Origin of the sequence: Aliirhizobium wenxiniae (genome assembly GCF_019511445.1) — a bacterium.
Lineage (GTDB): Bacteria > Pseudomonadota > Alphaproteobacteria > Rhizobiales > Rhizobiaceae > Neorhizobium > Neorhizobium wenxiniae_A.
Window position 1 is genome coordinate 23,748 of the sequence record NZ_JAEUAN010000012.1, and the last position, 15,896, is coordinate 39,643.

Sequence of the window (15,896 nt, forward strand, 5' to 3'; positions counted from 1 at the left end):
AATTTGCAGTACCTCTTAGACCCTCAGATGCTTGAGCTCCTCAATTCTCACCGGCGACCTGGAATGGGCCTGTCACTGCAGAACTGGCTGTCTCAAATACGAAGGCACCAACATTTCCGAGGATCCTGCGATCTCGAGCCTCCGTTTCTGCCAGCGTACCGGCGAAGCGCGCGAAAGAGGCAAATCGGTCATGGCCGAGACCATCGACAGACTGCAGGGACGAAATATCTACGACCCTCAACCTGTCTGACTTGGCAGCTTCCTTAATGATTTGGTCGTGCACATCTACCTTTCCAACGCGTTTGCGCCGCATAGCAAGAAGGCTCGATACCGCCAAGGCTCGATCGGATTTGGAAACCAGCAGGGTAATCGGTGTTGATAGCTCTCCGATATCCGTGATTTGGGAGCGGAATACATCGACGTCGATATCCGGCGAGGCGAGGATAATCTGCAATTTCCCCAAAATGCCGGCGCGCCCGTTCAACCTGAGCTGCCTTACCGCTTCCATGGACAGGAACCCGCCCATACTGTGAGCCACCAAGGTGATCCGTTTGATTTTAGCGGATTCCCCGAGAGCTTCGAGAACACTGGTCAGTTCGCTACGAGAGTAGAGAGCAGCATCACGATCGGTAACGTAGCCCATCACACTCGCCGCAGAAGGCCACGCAAAAAGGACCGGCGGGCGAGCCGCATCTACATCAGCAGTCATTTGCGCGGTTCGATACAATGCCTCCACGAAGCTGTTGTTGTATCCGTGCACGAAAACACTGGCCGTCCCATCGAATGCTGGATCGTCAACGATCTTGCCGACAAAATCGTCCGCCGTGAGACTTTCGCGACCAGTGACGAGATAATCGCTTCCAGGCTTTGGATTTGATTTTGGATACGAAATATTCGTCCCACTTCGGTTTGTTGGTACGGAGAACCGATAGCGTTCGAAGTGGAGGCCTTTTTCCCACTCGCGTGTATAGCCCAGACCGGACTTGGACTTTGCGCGATTTGTGGCTGTAATCAGTGTGACGCCCTCGGTTTCACTGGAATCGGAAGCGGTCACGAGGGGAGATAGTACGTCTTCTGTGGGGCGTGACGAACAGCCCGATAGCGCAATTGATGAAGCAATCGCTGCTAATGCGATATTGATGCGAATGGTTGCTCTCCGCGCTCGCCGATGGATTGGCAACGCGGTATTGGCCATCACCATGCGAGAGCCAAGCGGCATAGAGGGATGCTTCGCAGCATCTGTCGAGGTAAGGTACCAAGGCATTTTTGGCTAAGACAAGATCAGATCGGATTGAACGAGGGGGAGACTGGCACCTTGGTGAAAGGAGCGATAGGTGCCATTTGCGATCATCTAAGTTGCAAAATCCGGAACGGTCACGACGATTGAAGGTCTCTAGCGCGCCACTGCAGGAGCGCGTCCTGTATCATTGCCAGAAAGCGGGAGTTGGCGAGACAGCTTATTGGCCAATACCGAGCATGGCCCCGATCTTGCCTACCGGCATTTTGTCGTGGGACCGCTCAGCCAGTATCCTGCCCGGAATATCCAGATACTGATCGAGATCCTGATCGAGTGCCTTGGAAAAGCGAATGACAGTAAGGCCGCCTCAGACGGCAACTATGCGTCCTTCTCGTGAAGAACGGCCTCCTGCCTCAGCGTGCTTCTACATGCGCCCGTATCGACCGGGAGCCCGCTGAGTTCCTGCAGTTTCTCCCCCCACTTGCACATGCTGACAAGTACCGGAGCCAGGGACCGCCCCAAATCGGTGAGCTCATATTCTACCTTCGGCGGCACCTCGGGGTATATGATCCGGCTGATGATGCCGTCGGCCTCCAATTCTCTGAGTTGAAGCGTGATCATTCTCGGCGTCGCCGCAGGTGTAAGGCGGCAAATGGCATTGAAGCGCAATTTGCCGTCGAGCAGATGGAAGAGGATCACCGGTTTCCACACGCCGCCGATGACTGAGATCGTCGCTTCAACAGCGCAGCCCGTCCTGAGAGCCGTCCGCCGCTTGCGTTTCAAAGGGACACTATCATTCATGATACTACATGCTCTTTTTGTACGTACTTCAGCAATAGTCATTGTATCCTTACTTGGGCGGCATGGAAAGACGGCGCGCTACCCGGTGCGCCGCGTGTCCAGCCGCACATCCAAAGTAGGAAATCAACTCAAATGTCTATGGAACAAAAGCCGCTGATCTCAGTCGTTGGCGCCACCAGCAAGCAGGGTCGCAGCGTCGCCACGACGCTGCTCAAGAGCAAACAGTATCGGGTCCGGGCGCTGACCCGCGATCGTGACACTGCCGGGGCCCGCAGCTTGGCGGAGCTCGGTGCCGAAGTCGTCGTCGCCCCGCTTGGCCTCGGCCATGAGAAGGATCTCTTGGCGGCCTTCAAGGGAGCCGACGGCGCGTATCTTATGACGCCGCAGCTCCTGCCCCAATACAACGCCGAATTTGCTCTCGGCAAACAGCTGGCAGATGCAGCGGTTGAGGCCGGCGTCGGGCACATCGTTTTCTCGACCCTCGAAAACGTCGAAAAAATTTCCGGCGGCAAAAAGTACACCCCGCACTTCACCGACAAGGCCCTTGTCGCCGACTACATTCGCACGCTGCCGATAACGCACTCGTTCGTCTCGCTGGCCTTCTTCTATACCAACCTGTTGGAATACTATGTGCCACAGATGGAGGGCGATACGCTCCTGATGCCGATCTACCTGCCGGAGGATTTCCGTGCACCCTTTGTCGATCCTGTTACCGCGACCGGCCCGGCAGTGCTGTCCGTGTTCTCCAACCCTCAGACCTTCAAGGGCAAGACACTCCCGATCGTCGGCGACATCCTTTCTCCGCGCGAAATGGTCGATACATTCCAGCGCGTCACCGGTGTAAAAGCTGAATACCGCAGTGCTTTCAAGCGCGAAGAGCTTTTGAAATTCTTTCCGGGTTTCGCCGCCAACGAGCTTTTGGTCGACGAGTTGATCGGCATGGTCGAGTTCGCTGCCGAGTACGGCTACTTCGGCAAGGAACACGACCTGGAGTGGAGCCGTCGCCTGAACCCACAAACGCTCTCTTGGGAGCAGTTCCTGAAGTCGACCGGATGGCGCGGCGACAAGACCCAGTTCGGCCTTTGAACCTCTCTACCGGCGTCAGCAGGGCGCAGGCAGATCGTCCCGTGGACGCCGACGCCGCACAGCACGGTCAGGCCCTTATCTGCATTCGAAGCCCGCACGCCGCCCGTTTCCCTTCAGCCCTAACAGTGGAGAAACAACAATGAGCATAGAAGACAACAAGCAAATCGTACGAGAATTCTGCGACCATTTCAGAACGTCGAACACGGCCGGACTGATTGATGCCATGACCGAGGACGCAACATGGTGGGTTAACGGCAAGCCTCACCTGTTTTCGTCCGCAGGCACCAAGACCCGAGCAGAGGCCGCAGCCATGTTTCGCAACATGTTTTCGGCCTACACGAATGGTCTGAATATGAAAATAATCAACATGGTGGGCGAGGGTGACAGTGTTGCTGCCGAAGCTCAATCGCAAGCAACCACAAAGTCGGGCAAAGCCTATAAGAACGAGTACTTTTTCCTCTTCAAGATACGTGACGGAAAAATCGCGATCGTGAGGGAATACACTGACCTCATGCATGTGCAGGAAACATTTGGTTGATCTTTGGTTCATATGCGACGCCGTTAAAGTTACGGCGTACCCAGTGGCGAAGCGGCGGATTGCGCATCGTCGCTTCGGGACTGCCCACGTAGGGAAAGCTTCTCGATGCCACCCCGTGAAATGTTGTGATCCATTCTTTTCAGTGTTGGCAATCCCGAAGCCTCGGTCTTGACAGGAATGGAACATGCGACTCAGCAGTAAGCGCCTTAGGCGTGCCGGAAATCTTCACCAGGGGGTCAGATGATGGCAGCCTCGATGATATCAGCCGCCTTGCGCAGTCCGCCTGCTGCCGAGATAGTACGGCCTATCTCCCCCGCCCGCTTTTTGTAGCCTGGCTCGCTCAGCAGCGTCCCGATCGCTCGCTCCATCTTGCCCGTTTTCAAAAGTCGGGTCGAAAGTCGCAATCCGACGCCATGATGGACGATCCGGGCGGAGACGCCGGGCTGATCGAATGCTATCGGGAGCGCAAGGAGGGGCGTCCCGAACTCGAGCGCGTCCATGACCGTGTTCATCCCACAATGGGTGATGCAAAGGTCAGCACGGGCAAGCACGGCGCGCTGCGGTGCGAAGTCCACGACCCAGGTGGCGCCCAAGACTTCTGCCTGTTTCCGATCAAGCCCACCGCAATGGGCGACGAGCAACTGCACATCAAGCTCGCGGCAGACTCGGGCGGCGGCAGCGAAAAGGGACCGGCGGTGCCCCTGCAACGTGCCGAGAGACATGAAGACGAAGGGCTTGGCCGGGTCGATGTCGAACGGGATGTCCTCTTCCCGCTCTTCTTCTCGAAGCGGACCGACCATGTGCAAACGACTAGTGGCTGAGGCACGGGGAAAATCGAATCCGACCGTCGTCTGGGCAATTGTCGCAACATCGGAAAGGCATGATTGAAGGTCGTGGAATGTCTCGCCAAAACCAAAGCGGCGTGACCATTTCCTGATGACCCGGTTCTGCTCTAGCAGCAGCAGTCGGGAGACGCGCTCACCTCCCCTGTTCCGACGGATCCCTTTGGGCGACGGATCATAGAGCCACGGCAGGAACGGGAGCGGGATGGTTTCATCGCGTTCGATCGGGAGTGCGCAAGCGATCGATATAATGGGTACCCCAAGATGACGAGCGAGCAGTCCAGCCGCTGGCTCCATCTGATCGCCAAGAACGGCATCTATGCTGAGTGCACGAAGATGTTCCGGCGCATGTTCACAGAGGGCGTCCGTCAGCATGACCGTGTCGTGAACGGTTCTCAGAACGCCGAAAAGTCCGCTGGGGCGTGACGCCCGATCGATCACGCGTTCCATCTCGCGAGCATCGGTCCCCTCCACCGCGCAGACACGATGCTCCTCAGCTACGTACCGCTCGGCTCCGGCATTCAGGACGAAGGTAACCGAGTGACCTCTGCGAACAAGCTCGGCTCCGACCGTCTCGAAGACGGCGATATGGCTTTTGAATGGGGGGCTGATCAATGCGAGATGCAAAAGTGTGCCTTTCGGGTGGACGACAATGTCTTCAAGCACGCGTTGAGAAGTTTCGCTGAATGTCATGCAATCGACGCTGATACGATGCGCAAGGCACCCGCAAGCACGCTATCGCCGATCCAGGTAAAGGTCAGGACCTCCAGCGCGAGGATTGCCGATACGGTTATGGGTGTAGAGATGCGCGAGGCAACTGTGAAGCCGATAATAACGCTGAATGTGTCGGACAGCGAGTTAACGATACTGTCACCGGAATAGGCGAGCTGCGTACCTCCGGTACCGAAAATACCAATGACGAAAGGAAGGTTCTCGCACATTTCCCACAATACGCTGCTCATCACAGCATAGGCCGCCCGCCGGGCTAGCGTGAACTGCGGCCGCACGGATGTGAGCCAGAGATAGAGGCCGCAGCCGAATGCGAAGTGGAGGAGAGAATACGGGTCGAAAAGCTGTTGCGAGTTCTGGCCCGGGTCTATTCCCGCCCAAAGCCTGATCGTCCCGCAGGTACAGAACCAGTTTCGCCCGAGCGAAAGCAACCAGATAATCTGCGAACAAACGAGCAGGAAAGAGATTGTTAAATGGCGACGCGACCGCGAGACAAAGTCGTTACTGCTATGCATTCCACGTTCCTAATCCGCCAAGTACCCACATACGAAAGCCGCAACAAGCATTTGCGATCTTCGGGACGCGGTCAGTTTGGCAAGGCTCAAGCGCGACCCCTTGATTTGCATTCGAAAAAATTACGCAGCGTTCAACTAGCCAGGCGTCAAATGGTTCGAATTGTCGATGGCCGTTATCGATCCGGTGCTAGCTGTCAGATCAGACTGTCCGTGTTAATGGTAACGACGGAAGGAGTGCGATTTCATGGAAATTCCCGCTGCTCTCGAGATTCATGATCTCAGTGCCTGCTATGGCGACCGCGAAATACTCCGTCGGATCAACATGCGCATCGAGCGCGGCGAGATATTCGGTCTGTTTGGCCAGAACGGCGCCGGCAAGACAACGTTGATACGTGCCATATGCGGTCGGCTAAAGCCGCGCAAAGGAACGATCATGATCAGCGGACAGGCGATACGGCACGGCGTTGTCCGGCAGATCGGACTTGTCCCGCAGGAAATAGCGCTTTATCAGCACCTGACGATATTGGAGAACCTGCAGGTCTTCGGACGGTTGTCCGGCCTGAGCGCTGCCGCAACCAAAGACGCGATTATTGAGGTCATCAAGCACACAGCTTTGGCGGACCGTCTTCATGAGCGGGTCGAAGTCTTGTCCGGGGGATGGAAGCGTCGCGTCAATATAGCCGCTGCAATCCTGCATCGCCCTGCTCTTCTCATTCTGGATGAGCCGATGGTCGGCGTCGACATCGAGGCTCGCATCACCTTGCAGAACGTCATTCTCAACCTTCGTGACAGCGGAGTCGGGATCCTGCTGATCACCCATGATCTGCAGCAAGCGGAAACCCTCTGCACGCAGGTCGGCTTTCTCCATCAGGGCGTTATCGGACCGCAGGGAGCCCCGCGCGCCCTCCTCGATCTGGCGTTTGACGGACAGCACGAGATCATCATCGTGTCGGAACAGCCGGTCTCCGCGACAGATGAGGCCGTTCTGCGCGGGCGCGGGTTTTCCCCTGTCGAGGGAGGGCAGTGCTGGAGCGTCATCAGCAACTCGCCGCTTCAAGAGATCACCGAACATCTGGAACAATCCGGCATCGCAACGAAGGAGATCCGGTTTCGCAAGCCCGGCCTTGACAGCCTTTTCCTTCGCCTTGCGGACCAATCGGATACCGGTCTTAGAGGATCTCGGCCATGATCCTCGCCATGCTTCGTGTGATGACGTTGGGGCTTTTGCGCGATCGCGGGGCGCTGGTTCTGGCATTTGTGCTGCCTCCGGCGATTTTCGTGATCTTCGCCTCCATATTCTCGGGAACGACGAGCGACAAGCTGGATCTGAAGATTGCAATCGCGAACCTTTCATCCACGCCAGCGTCGCAGCGTCTGGAAGAGGCGCTCCGTAAGGAGCCGGCATTTGAGGTCATCGGCGCTTTGCGCTTAAACCGGGCCGAGGTCGAGAGCCTTGTCAAACAAGGTGCTGCCGATGTCGGCCTTGTCATCCGAGGGGAGATCGACGATACCGGAGCCGCACCTCTCGAGGTGCTTGTTGAACCGTCTAAACTGATGGTCGGCAGTATCGTTTCCGGTCGCGTCCAGGAACTGGTTGCGCGTCGGCTACCAGATCTCCTCCTTTCGCGCACAGCCATCACGCTTAAGCGCGTTGTCCGCACATTCACGCCGGAGCAGTCGGCACGGCTTGCAGCCGCTATCGAAGCGGCCGCACTTGTAAGCGAACCGCAGGCGGCCACCCATGCGCCCGGCCTAGTCACGACGGCGTCCGTCGGTTCATCCGAAAGCTCCGGGGCTACGGTGACCTATTATGCGGGCGCCGTCGCCATTCTCTTTCTGCTGTTTGCGTCTCTGCAAAGCGCTGCGATCCTGATTGAGGAGCGAAACACGGGCATAATCGATCGTATTGCGATCGGCCCGGGCGGCAGCGCCGTGGTCGTGCTGGGTAAACTTATGTTCCTGACGGTCCAGGGTATCATGCAGGTCGGCCTTATCTTCATCGTCGCGCAGCTGATGTATGAGGTCGACGTTACCAGGCGACTGGATCTGTGGATGCTGATTACCGTTGCCGCGGCGCTGGGCGCCTCCGGTCTCGCGCTCGCGGTTGTGACGGCTTGCACAACGAAACAGCAGGCGCAGACTGTTTCCACCTTTGTCGTGCTCATCTGTTCGGCCGTCGGCGGCTCTATGGTACCGCGCTTCATGATGCCGGAGTTCCTGCAGACCATCGGTCGCTTCACCCCGAACACCTGGGCGATCGAAGCCTATTACGGGGTATTCTGGAGACAAGAGACCTTGTCGGATGTTATTCCAGAGATAGTTTCACTTGTGGCAATGGCTGTCGTCGGCACAGCTTGCGCTCTTGTCGTCTCGCGACGGAGGCTGAGGTTCTGATGAATGGAGCGATGAGCACCAACGAAGGATCAAAGCAAGGTGACCGGAGGGATGTCGCGACAGGCTTGTTGTTGGCAGGCCTCATCGTCGCAGCATGGATGACGCTCCATGTCACTGCGATTTTCTTGATCGACTGGACGGTGCCCGGCCGATTTCTTGCTGCACCTTTCGTGATCGCTATCCAGTGCTGGCTGAGTGTTGGCCTTTTCATCGTTGCGCACGACACGATGCATGGCTCGATGCTACCGCAATATCCGGCCATCAACCGGGCGATCGGTCGCTTTTGCGTCTTTATTTACGCGGGATTTTCGTACGAAAAGCTCCACGAGAACCACCACGAACATCACCGCCACGCAGGCACCGCCGACGATCCCGATTTCGACACCGAACATTCGGCGCAATTCTGGCCGTGGTACGTCAAGTTCTTCCAATATTATTTCGGCTGGCGGGAGTTCGCGACTCTGACAGTGGCCGTGATTGTCTACCTCGTCATCCTGCAGGAACGCTTCCCGACGATGTTGATATTCTGGGCGCTGCCTGCAATCATGTCGTCTGTCCAGCTCTTCTATTTTGGAACGTATCGGCCACACCGCGTCGATGACATGCCGTTTGCGGACAAGCATCGCGCAAGAAGCAACGAATTTTCGCCCCTTCTGTCGCTTTTGACGTGCTTCCACTTTGGCTATCATCATGAACATCATGAAGCGCCCTGGGTGCCATGGTGGAAGTTGCCGGCTCATCGCGCTCATCTTTTGCGCCATGGGCAGGATTAAGGTCGTTTTTGGAGAGTCTTATGAGCTATCTGGTCCCGGCCGCGCTGGTCATCGGAACTATCGTATTTATGGAATGGTTTGCCGCATGGTCCCATAAACACATCATGCACGGCTGGGGATGGCGCTGGCACAAATCACACCACGAACCCCATGATCACGCGTTGGAGAAGAATGATCTCTACGCTGTCATCTTCGCCGTCATCTCGATTGCCATGTTCGTCATCGGCAACTGGTACTGGCCGATATGGTGGATCGCCATCGGCGTTTCTGTCTACGGCCTTCTGTACTTCTTTATGCATGACGGTCTCGTCCATCAGCGCTGGCCCTTTCGATACATTCCACGCAGAGGTTATCTGAAGCGCGTCTATCAGGCGCACCGTCTTCATCATGCGGTCGAAGGTCGCGATGGCTGCGTATCGTTTGGCTTCGTTTATGCGAAACCGGCAGAAACGCTAGTGAGGGAGCTGCAGGAAAACAAGCAGAAGCTCAGCACTCAGGCGCCTGAACAAGAATGACGCGATGCTTGGCATAGCTAAGGTCGTTGCCATAACCCTTGCCGGGGAACCTCCTGCGTGCGAAGACGCGAGCGCACAACGTCTCCAAGCGCGACACTCAACAGCGCCGCCTTCTCGGCCTTTGTCGTCGAGACACGTTCTTCCCAGGCGTTCGGACCTGCTGTCCGCAGCTTGGTGCCGATAGCCCTGTATACACGGCGAGCCGTCGCAATCGCCCAGGCCGAGCGCGGCGGCAATGAGGCAAGTCCCTGATAGGCGGATTGGTAATAGGCCTCTGCAACATCGAGAAGTTCGACCGCCGCCGCGTGGAGCTGCGTGCGTTGCGTTCTATCGTTAGGATCGATCTCGGTTATGCCGTGCCGGGCAAGGACGTCAGCGGGCATGTAGTACCGCCCTGCCCGCGCATCCTCTACCACATCGCGAGCGATGTTGGTCAACTGAAACGCGATGCCCAAGTCGCAGGCTCTATCGAGAACGTGAGGGTCGCGAGCCCCCATAATCATCGACATCATCACGCCGACGACCCCCGCCACATGATAGCAGTAGTCAAGCGTGTCTTCGATCGTGGCGTAGCTGCGTTCCTCCACATCCATCTCAAAACCTCTCAGAAGCTCTTCGGGATGGCGTACCGGGATCTGGTGGCGATCAACCACTCGGCAGAGAGCCTGAAAGACCGGCTCATTCGTCTGACCGCCGCACAAGGCCGCCGCGGTCTGATGCCGAAGAACCGACAGCCGATACTGCTGGCCGTCACGAAAGTTGCCAGTCTGGTCGTGCCCCAACGTCTGCCCATCGATGACGTCGTCGCAATAGCGGCACCACGCATAGAGCATCACCGCGTCGTCACGCGTCCTGCGGTCGAACAGCCGCGCGGCTGTGGCGAAACTCTGCGACCCTTGCGCGATGGCTTGCTCGCTCTTGGCGATAACGGCGTCAGTCATTTCAGCGCGTCCTCGATCATCAATCCCGCAGTTGCCTTTGCGGATCCGACCACACCCGGAATGCCCGCACCGGGATGCGTGCCTGCTCCGACCACGTAAAGGTTGGAGAAACTGTCGTCGCGGTTGTGAGGCCTGAACCAGGCGCTTTGTGTCAGGACGGGTTCGACGGAGAAGGCCGATCCGTGATGCGCGTTGAGCTCGTCGCGGAAATCGAAGGGCGTGAAGTGCCTGACCGTCACGAGGTCTTTGAGAAGGTTTGGGATATAGCGGTCGTTCAGATATCGCAGAATACGGTCACGATATTTCGGACCTTCAACGCTCCAGTCGATGTCTGCGGTGCCAAGATGCGGCACGGGCGACAGCACGTAGTAGGCGCTCGACCCCGGAGGCGCGAGGCTGTCATCGGTCACGGAAGGCGCGTGCAGATAGAGTGAGAAGTCTTCCGCCAGGCCGTCCGTAGAGAAGATTTCCGATATGAGCTCTTTGTACCTGTTACCGAACAGGACCATGTGATGCTTGAGTTCGGGGTGCTGGGTCTTCAGGCCGAAATAGACGACGAACAGCGACATGGAGTAGCTTTTCTTTTCCAGCGCGCGGCCATTCGACCGCCCACGGTTCGTATCGCGAAGCATATGCTTGTATGTGTGTACAACATCGGCATTCGACGCGATCTGGTCGAAGCTCCGGCTGTTGCCATCCTTCAGAGTAACGCTGGAGACCTTGTTGTCCCGAGCCTCAATGCGGTCGATTTCCGCATTTAGCTGGAGCGTCCCGCCAAGCCGTTCGAAGTGCTTGACCATGCCGGCAATCAGCGCGCCGGTCCCTCCCTTGGCGAACCACACGCCGCCCTTGCGTTCAAGCGCATGGATGAGGCCGTAAATCGAAGAGGTGCGGAAGGGATTGCCGCCGACCAGCAGGGAGTGGAAGCTGAAGGCTTGGCGCAGTTGATCGTCCTTGATAAACTGGCTCACCTTGGAATAGACGCTGCGATGGCTTTCCAGCCGTATTAGTTGCGGCGCAACCTTCGCCATCGACCAGAAGTTTAAAAACGGCACTGTGCCGAGCTTCTCATAGCCCTCACGGTAAAGATCTTCGGAATAGGCGAGGAAGCGCCTGTAACCCTCGACATCCTCAGGCGATTTCGCAGCGATCTGATTATCGATCTCGGCCTGGTCGTTGGCGTAGTTGAAGCGGTATCCGTCTTCCCAGCACAACTGGTAAAATGGAGTTACTGGAAGTAGGGTCACATCATCGCACAACCGCTGTCCGGAAAGAGCCCACAGCTGCTCCAGACAGTCTGGATCTGTGATCACGGTTGGTCCCGCATCGAACGTAAAGCCGTCATCATTGTAGACATAGGCGCGGCCGCCTGGTTTGTCGCGCTTCTCGTAAACGACCGTCTGGATCCCGGCACTCTGCAGCCGGATGGCGAGCGCGAGCCCGCCGAAGCCCGCACCGATAACCGCTGCTGTTTTATTGCTTCCGCTCATAAGGAGTCGTTCTCGAACAACTGGGCCTCGCTTAAACATGCAAGAGCCCTGTGGATGGGGACCGGTGGCTTTCCGGTAAGAATGCGTAGTATATCGGTCGTCGTTGTCCGTCCGGCATAGAACCGTTCGATAAGTGGCGTCGGTAGTTTGTAGAAACGTTCGAGCACAAGATGGCGCTTGTCGGGCTCCGCGGCAAGAAACAGCATTCTGTTGAGCAGGCGGTAGAAGCCCTGTTTCCTGTGTTGACGTGCGGCATGTCGGCGAATCACGGCAGCCAGAGCGGCGGTGCCGATTGGCCAGTTTTCGGCGATCAGATCAGCGACATGGACCGCATCGGGCAAGCTGTAGCCCGTGGTCGGATGGAAGAGGCCTGCGCGTAGACCGGCATGGGCGATGTCCACCGGCAATTCCGACCAGAAGCGCTCAAAATCATGTGCAAGCACAATCGGCAGAACGCCGTTCTCGCGGCGGACGACTCGCTGAATGTTCCAACCGTGGCTGTTGGCGTAGGCGTGGATATCCTCGGAAAGCGCCGCACCGTCGAGGTCGGCGCCCTCTGAGTAGCGGGTGTCTTCGATCAGCACGCGCGTCGGCGACACCGGAAGCAGGTAGACGAAACGGTAGCCGTCAAGCTGTTCCACTGTTGCGTCCATGATGACTGGGTGCGGCAAGCCATGAGGCTCCGACAACTCCACTTCAAGGCCGACGAACTTCTGGTAGCCAAGGACCATCGATGCGCTTGGTCGATACCCCCGGCAATCGATGACACACGAGGCTGCTTGTGTACCGCCATTGGCGAACGTGACCTGAGCAGCCGAAAGCGCTGTTACTTCAGTGTTCTTAATGAGTGACACAGTCGGCAAACGCCCGATTGCTTCGCTGACGGACGCCGACGTTAGCGAACAATATCCAGACGGCAAGTGGCGCTCGTAACCGGTGAATCGAACCGACTGTTCCTCCCATTCATAAGCGATCAGCGGCGCTATCCAGCCAAGGCTGGTGGGTTGAACATCTGATTTGTGGAAGCACCAAGTATGCTCGCCGAAGGGCGTGTCCGTCGATTCGACAATGATGACCTGCAGCGCATTTTGGACAGTCGAGAGCCGTTGCGCGATGATCGCGCTAGCAAGACCTGCCCCGACGAGGACGAGGGGTGGAGTCGGACCGGCCGGTCCGCTCTCCATCGACCCGGAATTTCCGCCACAGTCGAGGTCGGGCCCCGCCCTGGCGGCGGCTTTAGCCTTCGGCGCTGGCGTTTCTGGTACCACGGGATCGACCATCAAGGAAATGAGTCAGTTTGGAGCCTCGCGACCCTGAGATCTGCGAGATTGGATGATCCTGTACAAAAACACGCGACCCTTAGCTGCGCCGACATGACCTCGAAGTGATCGGCGACGTCTTCCGGTGACGACGTTGCCGACCGAAGCACCGAGGCGGCCTGCCCGACGATATTCGCGCCTAGCCGAATTGCCTTCGCAGCATCCACGCCATTTCGTACGCCTCCCGAACCGATGATAAAAACGTCTGGCAAACTTTTGCGCATCGCCGAGATTGCGTAAGCGGTTGGCTGCCCCCAGTCGACAAAAGCCGACGCGATAGCGGCCTCGGAAACGGTCGTTGCGCGATGTGCTTCGACAGCTGCCCAGCTCGTACCTCCTGCACCCGCAACGTCGATGATACGGACTCCAAGCGATATCAGTTTCTTTGCAACCATCGGCGAGACGGCCGAGCCGACCTCTTTGACGACCAGTGGCACATGGAGCGATTGGCTAAGGAAGCCAATCTTCTCGGTCAGTCCTCTCCAGTCGCGATCGCCTTCAGGCTGGACTGCTTCTTGCAACGGGTTGAGGTGAATGATCAGGGCGTCTGCATCAATCATTTCAATCGCCCTGCGCGCCTGATCGATGCCGTAGCCGGTGTTGAGCTGAGCTGCGCCGATATTGCCGAGAATTGGTATGCTCGGTGCGAGACGCCGCAGTTCGCGGTTCATCCCCCAATCGGAATTTGTATCGAGAGCCACCCGCTGGGAGCCGACAGCAAATGCGACGCCAAGACACTCGCAGGCGATAGCAATATTGTGATTGATCTTCTGGGCCTGCTCTGCTCCACCCGTCATCGAGCTAACAAGGAATGGGGCTTTCAGATTTTTCCCAAGAAAATCCGTGGATATATCGATGGCGGACATGTCTAATTCAGGTAGCGCAACATGCTCGAAGCGAATTGCCTCGAAACCTGTCGTAACGCCGCTCGAGATACTCTCACTGCCCAGAACTATGTCTAAGTGCTGTTTTTTCCGTTCTTCAAGCATCGAGGCCTTTCATCTAGCGGCGTGTGCTACAGATATATTAGAGCGACCGGCAAGCCGGAACTTTAATGTCATATAGGGTAGGCTTGCTGAATGTCCGGTACACGAGTGATAAACTCTACGACTTTTCGCGCAACAACCGGGCAGCTGGTTGAACCGCAATGGCTGCGAACTCTGGATGACCAAGAGTTCGTTGCGCAAACGGCCAGCAAGCTACGGTCCAGGATTGACGATCGACTTCGGACATTGCTCGTTTCCGACGATTATGCCCCGGCTCACCTTCTGTCGGCCATGAGCCACGCGCTTCTTGATGGCGGCAAACGGTTCAGGCCACTCATATTTGTGATGATGGTCAGTCGCGAGGACTGTTTGGATGCTTCGATCGATATCGGCTGCGCCGTGGAGATGGTTCACACGGCATCTCTGATCCTTGACGACTTGCCCTGCATGGACGACGCGGAACTTCGAAGAGAAAAGCCCACAACCCACAGAGCGTTCGGCCAGGCCACAGCGATCCTTGCGGCTATATCCCTTCTGACGCTGGGGATACGTGTTCTTTCAACCGTTAATGGTGTGACAGATACTTCTCGAGCCCGAATGGCGGCAATCCTGAGCCACGCGGTAGGACACACTGGCCTTGCCGCCGGGCAAGAGATAGATCTGAGGGGTGTCAGCGGCACCTCGCTGGATGTCGAGCAGAAAAACTGGCTGAAGACCGGAAGGCTATTTGCCGCGATGGCGGAAATGGCGTCGACCCTCTCATCACGGCCGATTCACCAGCAAACAGCGTTGACGGAGTTTGCGTTTCACTTAGGCTCGGCGTTCCAGGCGCTAGACGATCTTGTGGACGCGATTGCAGCAACAAGTGCTTTGGGGAAGGACGTTGGCAAGGACACTGATCGGGACACCATGGTGACCAAAAGTGGTGAGGCTGCTACTCGCCGCACCTATATAGATTATCTTCACGCTGCAAATCTAGCCCTTCCCCGCTGTGGCGTCGAGGAAGAACCTATCCGTTTCATGCTGCGTTCAATACACAAGATGGTACCGACCGTAGGACGCGAAAGAGCCGCGAAGCAGCCGATTGAAGGGTAGCCCCAAGCGCCGAAAGTTATTCAGTTATCGGAGGCGTCCTTTAGGGGCTGCCTCGCGTCATTCCGATTGACCGCTGATAGCTCATCTTCAAGAACTGACCCCTTCAGCGCCATTCGTTCAGCCATTATATCGGCCATGGCGTCGCAGAATCCCTCCATGCCATGCTCCTCTTCGAAAGAAAAGCACGCGTTCCGCAGTTCGTCTCTCGTCATTGCTACATGTCTCCGTTCTACCCACTAACTGGAACATGTCGCGAGAGTTCCTTGAACGGATCGATCTATGTCACTCGCATTCGCTCCCTCATTTAGGTCTCAAGTCTTGATGGGGATCGAACCGGCGACTCTCGATCTCGAGCGCTCGATATAGCGAGGCTTATCCGAGGACGATGCAGCACGGATATAAATTGCTTTTTGATTGCATCACCAAATGCGACAGCATGATCGGAGCGGCTCACGTCCTTTTTTTTTGGTCTCAAAAGGCTTGTCTCTCAAGCTCGCTCTTGAGAAGGTGGAGCCCAAATTCTGCCAAATAAGGCTACGAGGGCCAGTGTCTGTAATCCGGCAGAAAAAAGGAGATGCATTCGTCGACATGAGTGCACCTCCTTTCCGTTAAAGAGCACAAATCGCCGCCAGCTT

The 15,896-nt window shown here is 56.9% G+C and carries 16 protein-coding genes; 8 read left to right on the top strand and 8 right to left on the bottom strand.

Features of this window, described 5'->3' with window-relative positions:
- Positions 1-40: 40 nt before the first annotated feature.
- Positions 41-1,195, bottom strand: coding sequence for an alpha/beta hydrolase (locus JNB91_RS15715; RefSeq protein WP_220326461.1), 1,155 nt, complete (start codon positions 1,193-1,195; stop codon positions 41-43).
- A gap of 265 nt (positions 1,196-1,460) precedes the next feature.
- Here JNB91_RS15715 and JNB91_RS15720 point away from each other — a divergent pair, with 265 nt between their 5' ends.
- Positions 1,461-1,634 (top strand): hypothetical protein, encoded by a 174-nt coding sequence (locus tag JNB91_RS15720; RefSeq protein ID WP_220326462.1) that lies wholly within the window; start codon positions 1,461-1,463, stop codon positions 1,632-1,634.
- Here JNB91_RS15720 and JNB91_RS15725 read toward each other — a convergent pair.
- Positions 1,616-2,038, bottom strand: coding sequence for a winged helix-turn-helix transcriptional regulator (locus tag JNB91_RS15725; protein ID WP_220326463.1), 423 nt, complete (start codon positions 2,036-2,038; stop codon positions 1,616-1,618). The two genes, JNB91_RS15720 and JNB91_RS15725, sit on opposite strands and share 19 nt — an antisense overlap.
- 132 nt (positions 2,039-2,170) lie before the next feature.
- On the opposite strand from JNB91_RS15725, the gene JNB91_RS15730 reads away from it, so the two are divergent.
- Together JNB91_RS15730 and JNB91_RS15735 are read left to right on the top strand one after the other, a co-directional pair.
- Complete coding sequence (locus JNB91_RS15730) at positions 2,171-3,124, top strand: NmrA/HSCARG family protein (protein WP_220326464.1); 954 nt, start codon at positions 2,171-2,173, stop codon at positions 3,122-3,124.
- A 139-nt stretch (positions 3,125-3,263) separates the two neighbouring features.
- On the top strand, positions 3,264-3,662 hold the full coding sequence (locus JNB91_RS15735; RefSeq protein ID WP_220326465.1) for a nuclear transport factor 2 family protein: 399 nt from the start codon (positions 3,264-3,266) through the stop codon (positions 3,660-3,662).
- 236 nt (positions 3,663-3,898) lie between these two features.
- Here JNB91_RS15735 and JNB91_RS15740 read toward each other — a convergent pair whose 3' ends face one another.
- Together JNB91_RS15740 and JNB91_RS15745 are read right to left on the bottom strand one after the other, a co-directional pair.
- A complete protein-coding gene (locus JNB91_RS15740) occupies positions 3,899-5,170 on the bottom strand; it encodes a glycosyltransferase (protein WP_220326466.1) in 1,272 nt (423 codons plus the stop codon).
- 23 nt (positions 5,171-5,193) lie between these two features.
- Positions 5,194-5,748, bottom strand: a complete 555-nt coding sequence (locus tag JNB91_RS15745) for a DUF2585 family protein (protein ID WP_220326467.1) — start codon at positions 5,746-5,748, stop codon at positions 5,194-5,196.
- A 244-nt stretch (positions 5,749-5,992) separates the two neighbouring features.
- Here JNB91_RS15745 and JNB91_RS15750 point away from each other — a divergent pair, with 244 nt between their 5' ends.
- From JNB91_RS15750 to JNB91_RS15765, 4 genes are read left to right on the top strand one after another with little or no spacing between them, the layout of a single operon-like run.
- Positions 5,993-6,937, top strand: coding sequence for an ABC transporter ATP-binding protein (locus JNB91_RS15750; RefSeq protein ID WP_220326468.1), 945 nt, complete (start codon positions 5,993-5,995; stop codon positions 6,935-6,937).
- Complete coding sequence (locus JNB91_RS15755; protein ID WP_220326469.1) at positions 6,934-8,142, top strand: ABC transporter permease; 1,209 nt, start codon at positions 6,934-6,936, stop codon at positions 8,140-8,142. Before JNB91_RS15750 ends, JNB91_RS15755 begins: the two co-directional genes overlap by 4 nt.
- Before the next feature lie 11 nt (positions 8,143-8,153).
- Positions 8,154-8,915, top strand: a complete 762-nt coding sequence (locus JNB91_RS15760) for a fatty acid desaturase (protein ID WP_223218200.1) — start codon at positions 8,154-8,156, stop codon at positions 8,913-8,915.
- Positions 8,916-8,935: 20 nt separating this feature from the next.
- A complete protein-coding gene (locus tag JNB91_RS15765) occupies positions 8,936-9,430 on the top strand; it encodes a sterol desaturase family protein (RefSeq protein ID WP_220326471.1) in 495 nt (164 codons plus the stop codon).
- Positions 9,431-9,447: 17 nt separating this feature from the next.
- On the opposite strand, the gene JNB91_RS15770 is transcribed toward JNB91_RS15765, so the two are convergent.
- Genes JNB91_RS15770 through fni form a run of 4 tightly spaced genes read right to left on the bottom strand, consistent with a single transcriptional unit; the run spans position 9,448 to position 14,169 of the window.
- Positions 9,448-10,371 carry a phytoene/squalene synthase family protein gene (locus JNB91_RS15770; RefSeq protein WP_220326472.1) on the bottom strand — a complete coding sequence of 308 codons (924 nt, stop codon included), beginning with the start codon at positions 10,369-10,371 and terminating at the stop codon, positions 9,448-9,450.
- A complete protein-coding gene (locus JNB91_RS15775) occupies positions 10,368-11,861 on the bottom strand; it encodes a phytoene desaturase (RefSeq protein WP_220326473.1) in 1,494 nt (497 codons plus the stop codon). Before JNB91_RS15775 ends, JNB91_RS15770 begins: the two co-directional genes overlap by 4 nt.
- A complete protein-coding gene (gene crtY, locus JNB91_RS15780) occupies positions 11,858-13,141 on the bottom strand; it encodes a lycopene beta-cyclase CrtY (protein ID WP_220326474.1) in 1,284 nt (427 codons plus the stop codon). Before crtY ends, JNB91_RS15775 begins: the two co-directional genes overlap by 4 nt.
- A complete protein-coding gene (fni, locus tag JNB91_RS15785) occupies positions 13,141-14,169 on the bottom strand; it encodes a type 2 isopentenyl-diphosphate Delta-isomerase (RefSeq protein ID WP_220326475.1) in 1,029 nt (342 codons plus the stop codon). The genes crtY and fni overlap by 1 nt, the downstream gene beginning before the upstream one ends.
- A gap of 243 nt (positions 14,170-14,412) precedes the next feature.
- Between fni and JNB91_RS15790 the strand changes: the two genes are divergently transcribed.
- A complete protein-coding gene (locus JNB91_RS15790; protein WP_220326476.1) occupies positions 14,413-15,261 on the top strand; it encodes a polyprenyl synthetase family protein in 849 nt (282 codons plus the stop codon).
- The last annotated feature ends 635 nt before the right edge of the window (positions 15,262-15,896 follow it).

Excerpts from the sequence above, each read along its gene's own strand:
- JNB91_RS15735 (WP_220326465.1), top strand. The coding sequence starts at position 3,264 with ATGAGCATAGAAGACAACAAGCAAATCGTACGAGAATTCTGCGACCAT.
- JNB91_RS15715 (WP_220326461.1), bottom strand. The coding sequence starts at position 1,195 with ATGGCCAATACCGCGTTGCCAATCCATCGGCGAGCGCGGAGAGCAACC.
- JNB91_RS15725 (WP_220326463.1), bottom strand. The coding sequence starts at position 2,038 with ATGAATGATAGTGTCCCTTTGAAACGCAAGCGGCGGACGGCTCTCAGG.
- JNB91_RS15755 (WP_220326469.1), top strand. The coding sequence starts at position 6,934 with ATGATCCTCGCCATGCTTCGTGTGATGACGTTGGGGCTTTTGCGCGAT.
- JNB91_RS15760 (WP_223218200.1), top strand. The coding sequence starts at position 8,154 with ATGAGCACCAACGAAGGATCAAAGCAAGGTGACCGGAGGGATGTCGCG.
- JNB91_RS15730 (WP_220326464.1), top strand. The coding sequence starts at position 2,171 with ATGTCTATGGAACAAAAGCCGCTGATCTCAGTCGTTGGCGCCACCAGC.
- JNB91_RS15750 (WP_220326468.1), top strand. The coding sequence starts at position 5,993 with ATGGAAATTCCCGCTGCTCTCGAGATTCATGATCTCAGTGCCTGCTAT.
- fni (WP_220326475.1), bottom strand. The coding sequence starts at position 14,169 with ATGCTTGAAGAACGGAAAAAACAGCACTTAGACATAGTTCTGGGCAGT.
- crtY (WP_220326474.1), bottom strand. The coding sequence starts at position 13,141 with ATGGTCGATCCCGTGGTACCAGAAACGCCAGCGCCGAAGGCTAAAGCC.
- JNB91_RS15775 (WP_220326473.1), bottom strand. The coding sequence starts at position 11,861 with ATGAGCGGAAGCAATAAAACAGCAGCGGTTATCGGTGCGGGCTTCGGC.
- JNB91_RS15770 (WP_220326472.1), bottom strand. The coding sequence starts at position 10,371 with ATGACTGACGCCGTTATCGCCAAGAGCGAGCAAGCCATCGCGCAAGGG.
- JNB91_RS15745 (WP_220326467.1), bottom strand. The coding sequence starts at position 5,748 with ATGCATAGCAGTAACGACTTTGTCTCGCGGTCGCGTCGCCATTTAACA.
- JNB91_RS15765 (WP_220326471.1), top strand. The coding sequence starts at position 8,936 with ATGAGCTATCTGGTCCCGGCCGCGCTGGTCATCGGAACTATCGTATTT.